At 39.1% G+C, this 8,407-nt stretch carries 6 protein-coding genes; 5 read left to right on the top strand and 1 reads right to left on the bottom strand.

Going from position 1 to position 8,407, the window contains the following annotated elements; translation table 11 throughout:
* A partial coding sequence (locus tag F6K22_RS22875; RefSeq protein WP_293103129.1) for a serine/threonine-protein kinase occupies nucleotides 1-814 on the bottom strand: 814 nt, incomplete at its 3' end.
* An 830-nt stretch (nucleotides 815-1,644) separates the two neighbouring features.
* On the opposite strand from F6K22_RS22875, the gene F6K22_RS22870 reads away from it, so the two are divergent.
* The 5 genes from F6K22_RS22870 to F6K22_RS22850 all read left to right on the top strand — a co-directional run bounded on the left by F6K22_RS22870 (nucleotide 1,645) and on the right by F6K22_RS22850 (nucleotide 7,753).
* Complete coding sequence (locus F6K22_RS22870) at nucleotides 1,645-3,618, top strand: long-chain fatty acid--CoA ligase (protein WP_293103126.1); 1,974 nt, start codon at nucleotides 1,645-1,647, stop codon at nucleotides 3,616-3,618.
* Nucleotides 3,618-3,866: a zinc ribbon domain-containing protein gene (locus F6K22_RS22865; protein WP_363274190.1), complete on the top strand. Its 249-nt coding sequence runs from the start codon at nucleotides 3,618-3,620 to the stop codon at nucleotides 3,864-3,866. The genes F6K22_RS22870 and F6K22_RS22865 overlap by 1 nt, the downstream gene beginning before the upstream one ends.
* 346 nt (nucleotides 3,867-4,212) lie before the next feature.
* Entirely contained in the window at nucleotides 4,213-4,662 is a 450-nt protein-coding gene (locus F6K22_RS22860; protein ID WP_293103124.1) for a YlqD family protein, read from the top strand.
* Between the two features lie 524 nt (nucleotides 4,663-5,186).
* Nucleotides 5,187-6,488, top strand: a complete 1,302-nt coding sequence (locus F6K22_RS22855) for a dihydrolipoamide acetyltransferase family protein (protein ID WP_293103121.1) — start codon at nucleotides 5,187-5,189, stop codon at nucleotides 6,486-6,488.
* A 269-nt stretch (nucleotides 6,489-6,757) separates the two neighbouring features.
* The gene (locus F6K22_RS22850; RefSeq protein WP_293103118.1) at nucleotides 6,758-7,753 is read left to right on the top strand and encodes a zinc-dependent alcohol dehydrogenase family protein; all 996 of its coding nucleotides are present in this window, start codon (nucleotides 6,758-6,760) and stop codon (nucleotides 7,751-7,753) included.
* Nucleotides 7,754-8,407: the final 654 nt, after the last annotated feature.

Here is an 8,407-nt window from a genome sequence, read left to right as displayed (position 1 = left end):
CAACTCTGAGTTCAGCTATAACTTCATCAATACTTTGATAACGCTTTCTCCAATCATACAACACCATTTTATCCAGAACCCGACCTAAATCATCACTCACATTAACTTGATTTTTCCAAATAATTTCACCTGTTGAACGATCTGTAGGAAACTGATTTACATGAACTCCAGTTAATGCTTCAATACCCATCATTCCCACAGCATAAATATCGCTACAAAACCTTGGTTGACCTGCTGCTTGTTCCATAGGCATATATCCTGGAGTTCCCACTGCTATTGTTATACTTGCCTGACCTCCTCTAATAACAGTTAAACCTTTAATTTCTTTCACCGCCCCAAAATCTATTAATACAATTTTCCCATCAGATTTTCTCCGGATAATATTCTGAGGTTTCAAGTCACGATGAATCACATTTTGTTGATGCACATATTTTAAAACTGACAAAATTTCAGTTAATAATTGAACAGTTTGATTTTCTGTAAATCTACTCCGATAATAAATCTCTTTTGTTAAATCATTACCTTCAATAAATTCTTGAACTAAATAAAATTGCCCACCTTCTTCAAAGTAGGCAAATAACTGAGGAATTTGCTCGTGTTTTCCCAGACGATGTAATATTTTTGCTTCCTTATCAAATAATTTTTTAGCCTCTTGAAAAACTTGGGGACGCGGGTCTGATGGAGTTAGTTGTTTAACCACACATTGAGGATGATTAGGTAAATCTAAATCAACTGCTAAATAAGTAGTTCCAAACCCACCCTTTCCTAACTCAGAAATAATTTGATAACGATGCCTAAGTATTCTGTTAGTCATTGTTTCTTTGAGAAAGTTAATTTTGATCTTTTACATCAGCTTGTATAGGCTAATTTCCCTTTATTTAAGGATATTAAAAATGAAGAATTTTGATAATTAAGAAACTGTTTGTAAACTCAGAAAAACCTCTCTCCAAACCTCTCCCCTGCAAGGGGAGAGGCTTTGAAACCCTAATTCCCTTGTAGGGAAGGGGGCAGGGGGATTAGGTTTGCCCGGATTCATTCCATTCTCCAAACCTCTCTCCTACAAGGTGAGAGACTTATTAACCCCCATTCCCTTGTAGGGAAGGGGGGCAGGGGGGTTAGGTTTGCCCGGATTCATCGGTTCCACGCAGCACTTCTCAAACAAATTCTAGAAAATATACACATCAATATTGAGTAGGGGCGGGTTTAACCGAAAACCTTCACTTAAGCGCCATCTAATTCTCAAAACCCGCCCTCTTAATATTAAACATTACAAAAATTGTAGGAGCGGGTTTAACCGAAAACCTTGACTTAAGCACCATCTAGTTCTCAAAACCCGCCCTCTTAAATATTAAACATTAAAAAAATTGTAGGGACTGGTTTAACCGAAAGTCTTGACATAAGAGCCATTTAGGGGGCGGGTTCATTTAATCTGGTGGTAAATATCATTAATTTAACGCGGAACCCACCCCTACTATTCCAACATTTTAGATGTGTCGGTCTACTACGCCTCAAAATCTAATAGTTTGCCAAGATAAGAGAAAATTAATACCAGGGGTAAGTTAATAAACTGTCCCTAAAATTAGTAAACTTGTCCAAAATTCTCAGATACTAGATTTATAACCAAATAGTTTTAGGAAGTAGACAATGACCACATCTACAAAATCTCCCACCTCTCCCAACTCCTGGCCAATGAGCGATCGCGAACGTGCCAATCTCCAAACAGTCACTCTCTACGACTCTGTTCAATCTCTCTCGGAAATATGGCCATTGGCTGCCAAACACTTCGGCCAAATTACTGCCCTTCACGACCCCCACGTTACACCAGAAGTAAAATTTACCTACGAAGAACTTAACCAACAGATTCAAAAGTTTGCTGCTGGTTTACAAGCATTGGGGGTTGTCTCCACAGAAAATGGCACATCTTTACCACCTAGAGTGGCCTTATTTGCTGATAATAGCCCCCGGTGGATGATTGCCGACCAGGGTATTATTATGGCGGGTGGAGCAGATGTAGTTAGAAGTGGAACTGCAGATATAGAAGAACTGATTTACATTCTTCAAGATAGTGGCAGTATTAGTTTGGTCGTAGAAAATTTGGCCTTGTTACAGAAATTGAGCGATCGCCTACAAGACCTACCTATACATTTAATTATTCTCTTATCTGAGGAAGACCCAAACTCTGACGAAAATCTACCGGTGGTCAAATTTTCCCAAGTTATTGCCACAGGAGAAGAACGTCCCCTCAAACCAACAAACCAAAATCTGGAAACTCTAGCTACCCTACTCTACACTTCTGGCACCACTGGCAAACCCAAGGGAGTAATGTTAACCCACGGCAACTTGCTCCATCAAATCAATAATATTGGTGTATATTTACAACCACAACCAGGAGAATGCACCTTAAATATATTGCCAACTTGGCATACTTTTGGTAGAACAGGAGAATATTTTTTCCTCTGCCAAGGTTGTACTGCAATTTATACTAATAAGCGTTATCTGAAAAAGGATTTCCAAGAATACAAACCCCATTACGTTATTAGTGTGCCCAGGGTTTGGGAATTAATTTATGACGGAGTACAAAAACAGCTCAGGGAACAACCAGCAAGTAAACAAAAATTAGCCAACTTTTTCTTCAATATAAGTGAGCAATACATCACAGCTCGGCGTATTAGTCAAGGGTTAGTTTTGCAACTTGACCAACCATCTCAATCTCAGAAATTACTGGCAACTTTAAAGAGTTGGGTATTATTGCCTCTTCATACTTTAGGAGAAAAAATTGTTTATCAAAAAATCCGTCAAGCTACGGGAGGTCGGTTAAAGTTTGCCGTAAGTGGGGGTGGTTCCCTAGCAATGCACTTAGAAAATTTCTTTGAAATTGTTGGTATAGGTTTATTAGTTGGATATGGTTTAACGGAAACTTCCCCAGTTTTGAGCGCTCGACACCATTGGGAAAATCTGCGGGGGTCTTCTGGAAGACCTATTCCAGGAGCTGAGATTAAAATAGTTGACCCAGAAAGTGGCAAAACTTTACCTCCTGGGGAGAAAGGTGTGGTTTTGGCGCGGGGGCCACAAATTATGGTGGGTTATTATCAAAATCCTGAAGCGACTAAGAAAGCTATTGACTCGGAGGGTTGGTTTAATACTGGCGATATTGGTTGGATGACTCCTAGGAATGATTTAGTCTTAACGGGACGAGCAAAAGATACAATTGTTTTGACTAATGGGGAAAATATTGAGCCTCAGCCTGTTGAAGATGCTTGTGCCCGTAGTCAATATATAGAGCAAATTATGTTGGTGGGGCAAGACGAGAAATTTTTGGGTGCTTTAATTGTGCCTAATATTGAGGCTGTGGAAGACTGGGTTATCCAATCTAATCCTTCTAAGTCTGAAGCGGATATTAATTGGGAAAGCCAGGAGGTTCAAGAGTTATTCCGTCAAGAGTTGAATCGAGAGGTAAAAAATCGCCCTGGATATCGGCCAGATGACCGTATTGGCCCTTTTCGCTTGATTCTGGAGCCATTTACGATCGAGAATGGGATGACAACCCAAACAATGAAGATTAAGCGTCCTGTTGTTACGGAACATTACCGCGATATGATTAACAGAATGTTTGATTGATGATTCTTAAAGAGTTAAACGTTTCGCTGCGCGACATGAAAAGGGAATGGACTTGCCTGAATTGCGGTACGTTCCATGATAGAGATGTCAATGCTGCTGTAAATATTCTCAGTGTAATTCAACCAAAAATCAAAGTTGAAATAGTCAAAAAAACAGTAGTAGAAAATCCAGTCCAACTATCACTTTTCCTTAGCGTTAGTGTTAGCGTTAGCGAGAGCTACCGTAGCAAGAGGCAGCTCCTCTGTTAGCGCAGCTCCTCCGTTTGCGTAGCATTCCGAAGGAAAGGAGGCAAGAGGCAGCTCCTCTGGAGGAGGCTGTAGTCGCGGGCGGGGCAGTCCGAGACAGTTAAACGGACACGGAGCCGACGTAATTCTACTTGTAAATAAAGTAGTTGATGGCAATGATGTGTCAACCCGCTCTGAATCTTTCATACAACTTAGCTTGTTTGATTGATGGATGGGAATCCCGCAGCATAATCTGTGATTTGGTGTCGGGAGGATGTTAACTTAACTAGATGATCTGAAATCTTAAGGTCTCCAATCAATTTTCTCACGCGTATTTGTAAACACAAAAGAAACTGACAAGAACAATTTTATGGAGTATTCTCAAACACAATTACTTCTAAAGCGAGCGATTAATGTTAAAGTAGTCGTTACTCCACGCTGGAAAGAAGAAGCTCAACAACAATTACAAAGTCAAATTAATAATTTAGATAGCGAATTACAAAGACTGGAAATGCAAGGGCAACGAATGATTTCTGAAATTCAGAAGCAGAGCGTACAACCTCCTGGTCCCCAAGTACAACAGCAGATTGATAATATTCAACTTCAGGTAAATCAAAAGAAAAATGAGCTTTTGGAGCAGAAAAACCAAGCTTTACAACAATTACAACAAGTACAAACATTAGAATTAGAACAACAAGTTAATCAGGGTCAAATTGAAGGTGTATTTACTGCGGATATTGGAGATAATTTGATCAAAAAAATGCAAGTAGAAATTCTGCTCCGGGATGGAGTAATTGAAGAAGTGCGAGGTGACGTTTAAAGAGAACAAAGAAGTCTAGAGAAGGATTTTTGATAGGGATATAAGGATGATTAAGAAAAAGAAAAAATTGTATCTAGTAAATAATTAAATATGGGTAATTGATACTAGATTGGTTCTTAATTGGTTCTTACATTCATGAATCCCCCACTCATTAATTCTCACTCCTGACTCCTTCTTCTATAGAAGCCCTGAAGGTATCTCCATAAAAGAGAGAATAGGGAGAAGTAATTGATAATTTATGGGTAATAATTGATTGGATTTGGGATTTTCGGAGTGGTCTAATACACCCCATCTCCCCACATTCCCCACACTCCCCACCCCCCATCTCCCTATATTTAAGTACACAAATAGATACGCTTAGGGGTTCTATAAGCACCACGCAAATATGTGTTTGACATTTTTAAATGCTTAAAATCAGTCAGGGATTACTTCTGATTTATGGCTTCTAAACTTATCACTTGCGCGTAGCACTATAGAATCTTATCTAAACAATTTGTCCACAAAAAAAACGACGGAAAACTAACATGATTAACGATGTATTTATGCCTGCCCTGAGTTCCACTATGACGGAGGGTAAAATTGTTTCTTGGCAAAAATCTCCTGGTGATTGGGTGGAAAAAGGCGAAACAGTAGTGGTCGTAGAATCGGACAAAGCAGATATGGATGTGGAGTCCTTTTCCTCTGGATATTTGGCCACAATAGTTGTTGCGGCCGGAGATGTTGCTCCAGTAGGTTCTACGATTGCTTTATTGGCTGAAACTGAAGCAGAAATTGAACAAGCTAAACAGCAAGGCGGGACTACAGCAGAGAAAGAAACTACTGCTGCTAATGGTTCTAGCTCTGCAACTGCAGTTCCCACAGCTCCCGCTTCTATAGCAACAGAAGTCCAAGACAATTCCAGTCGTCGTAATGGACGGGTTATTGCTTCTCCTCGTGCTAAAAAATTGGCCAAAGACTTGAAGGTGGATTTGAGTACCCTAAAAGGTAGCGGTCCTCACGGTCGTATTGTAGCAGAGGATGTGGAACAGGCAGCAGGTCAAACTTCTAGTTCCGTAGCTGCACCAGCAAATATTCCTACTCCTATTATTCCTACTCAACCATCTATTCCAGCACCTCCACCAATACCATCTGCGCCTCCTGGGACCGTAACTCCTGGGCAAGTTGTGCCGATGAATACTCTGCAAAATGCAGTGGTGCGAAATATGATGGTAAGTCTATCTGTGCCTACTTTCCATGTTGGTTATACTATAACCACAGATAATTTAGATGGGTTTTACAAACAGATTAAGTCTAAGGGTGTGACAATGACTACTATCTTGGCAAAAGCAGTGGCAATGACTTTACAACAACATCCTTTGCTGAATGCTGCTTATGTGGAGCAGGGTATTCAGCATCCTTCGGGGATTAATATTTCTGTAGCGGTAGCAATGCCAGATGGTGGTTTGATTACACCAGTATTGCAAAATGCTGACAAGATGGATATTTATTCTTTGTCTCGTACTTGGAAAGGTTTGGTAGATAGAGCGCGGGCAAAACAGTTGCAACCAGATGAATACAGCACCGGTACTTTTACTCTTTCTAATTTGGGAATGTTTGGGGTAAATACGTTTGATGCTATTTTACCACCTGGTCAAGGTTCGATTTTAGCTATTGGTGCATCTAAACCTCAAGTAGTGGCAACTGCTGATGGGACGATCGGAGTTAAGCGACAAATGCAGGTGAATATTACTTGTGACCATCGAATTATTTATGGTGCTGATGCTGCTGCTTTCTTGCAAGATTTGGCGAAGTTGATTGAAACTAACCCGCAGTCTTTGACTATGTAGTTGATGGGGTGATGGGGTGATGGGGTGATGGGGTGAAGAGAATTTTTCAAGCTTCTTCCCATATTTCTTCTTCCCACCTCCTGATGACTACTCAAAAATTTGATCGAGGCATAGATTTAGAATTTTTAACTTCAGGAAAAAATTAATTAAACAAGAAACCGGGTTTATTGCCCTGATTATTGTTTTTCCCTCTCACAAAATTTCCTTAATAAACTAGAGGTTTCTGCGTAATTCTTAATACATTTTTAACTTCCAGGAAAAAATCAATTATGAAAGCAGTTTTAATGACATCACCAGGGGCACCAGAAGTTTTACAAGTACAGCAGGTTGCTGACCCTGTAATTGAAAATGATAGAGAAATATTGGTTCGTTTAAAAGCTGCTGGGGTAAATCCTATTGATACTAAATTACGCACTCGTGGCACTTTTTACCCAGAGCAAATGCCAGCTATTTTAGGATGTGATGGAGCAGGTATTGTGGAAGCTATTGGCAAAAATGTACAAAAGTTTCAAGTGGGAGATGAAGTTTATTTTTGTAATAGTGGTATTGGATTAACCCCTGGAAATTATGCAGAATTAGCTGTTGTGGATGAAAGATTTGTAGCGAAAAAACCAAGTTCTTTAAGCTTTGTTGAAGCTGCTGCTGCACCGTTAGTTTTAATTACTGCTTGGGAATCTTTGTATGACAGAGGAAAGTTACAAGCTGGCAGAAAGGTGTTAATTCATGGTGGTGGAGGGGGTGTCGGTCATGTGGCTATACAGTTAGCAAAATTACAAGGTGCTGAGGTTGCTACTACTATTAGTTCAGAAGAAAAAGCAGATTTTGTTAAAAGTTTAGGTGTAGATTTAGCGATTTTTAAGAATACAGATTTTGTGCAAGTTGTTTTAGATTGGACGAATGGAGAAGGGGTAGATTTGGCTTTTGATACTATTGGCGGAAAGGTTTTTTATGATACTATTCCAGCAGTGAAAGTTTATGGCGATTTAGTGACAATTTTAGAGCCAAATTATAGCTTGGGAAATTTGAAAGTTGCTAGGCAAAGAAATCTCAGAATAGGGTTAGAATTAATGTTAACTCCTATGATGAAAGGATTGACGGAAGCTCAAGAAGATCAAGCTAAGATTTTGCAGCAATGTGGGCGGTTATTTGACCAAGGAAAATTAAAGATTCATATCAATAAAACTTTTCCTTTAGATGATGCAATAGAAGCACATCGAATGTTAGAAGGGGGTTCGATGATTGGTAAGATTGTTTTGACTATTTAGGGCTTAAATAAGGAAGATGGGGAGATGAGGGGATGGGGAGATGAGGGGATGGGGGGATTAGTAAGTAGCACAAATTTTGGCGTTGGTAATTGGGGGGATGATTTTCTACTAGGGGTGATACCCATCACCGAATAATTAATAATTAATAGTTAATAATTAATAATTAAGAGTTGATAGTCAATTAATTATTCATTCAATAATTCACGCCTTGAAGCCTCTCCTTGGATAGGGGATAAATCAACAAAATTCCTTTTAGTCAATCCTATCCGTTTTAAGAAGGGGTAATTATTAATTATTAATTGTTCATTGTTAATTGCTGAATTACTCTAGTTCAATATCTTAGAGGTATTAGAGACAGATTACTCTTAAAGTTTCATATCTTGATTTACCAACGCCCAATTGTTTGTATTTCATATAACTATTTAGCTATAAGCATGAAAAAAATGTAGGGATGTTTAATGAAACATACCTACAAAGGTGTGAGAAAAGGTTGATTTATTTGCTGGAGATATGGATTAACAATGAATTAGGGCTTGCTCATTAAATCTAAAAGCATTGATAGATAGAGGTTTTAGGCTCAAAAAAGTCTGGCTTTTTAAGCTTGAGCAACGAGAAAGTTAGAGTTTTGAGCCTAAAACCTCTATCTATCAATGA

The sequence above is a fragment of the Okeania sp. SIO2F4 genome, assembly GCF_010672385.1.
Lineage (GTDB): Bacteria > Cyanobacteriota > Cyanobacteriia > Cyanobacteriales > Microcoleaceae > Trichodesmium.
This window is presented reverse-complemented; position numbering and strand designations above follow the sequence as displayed.

Bases quoted from the DNA above. Each gene is read 5' to 3' on its own strand.
- F6K22_RS22870 (WP_293103126.1), top strand. From the start codon at position 1,645: ATGACCACATCTACAAAATCTCCCACCTCTCCCAACTCCTGGCCAATG.
- F6K22_RS22865 (WP_363274190.1), top strand. From the start codon at position 3,618: ATGATTCTTAAAGAGTTAAACGTTTCGCTGCGCGACATGAAAAGGGAA.
- F6K22_RS22860 (WP_293103124.1), top strand. From the start codon at position 4,213: ATGGAGTATTCTCAAACACAATTACTTCTAAAGCGAGCGATTAATGTT.
- F6K22_RS22855 (WP_293103121.1), top strand. From the start codon at position 5,187: ATGATTAACGATGTATTTATGCCTGCCCTGAGTTCCACTATGACGGAG.
- F6K22_RS22850 (WP_293103118.1), top strand. From the start codon at position 6,758: ATGAAAGCAGTTTTAATGACATCACCAGGGGCACCAGAAGTTTTACAA.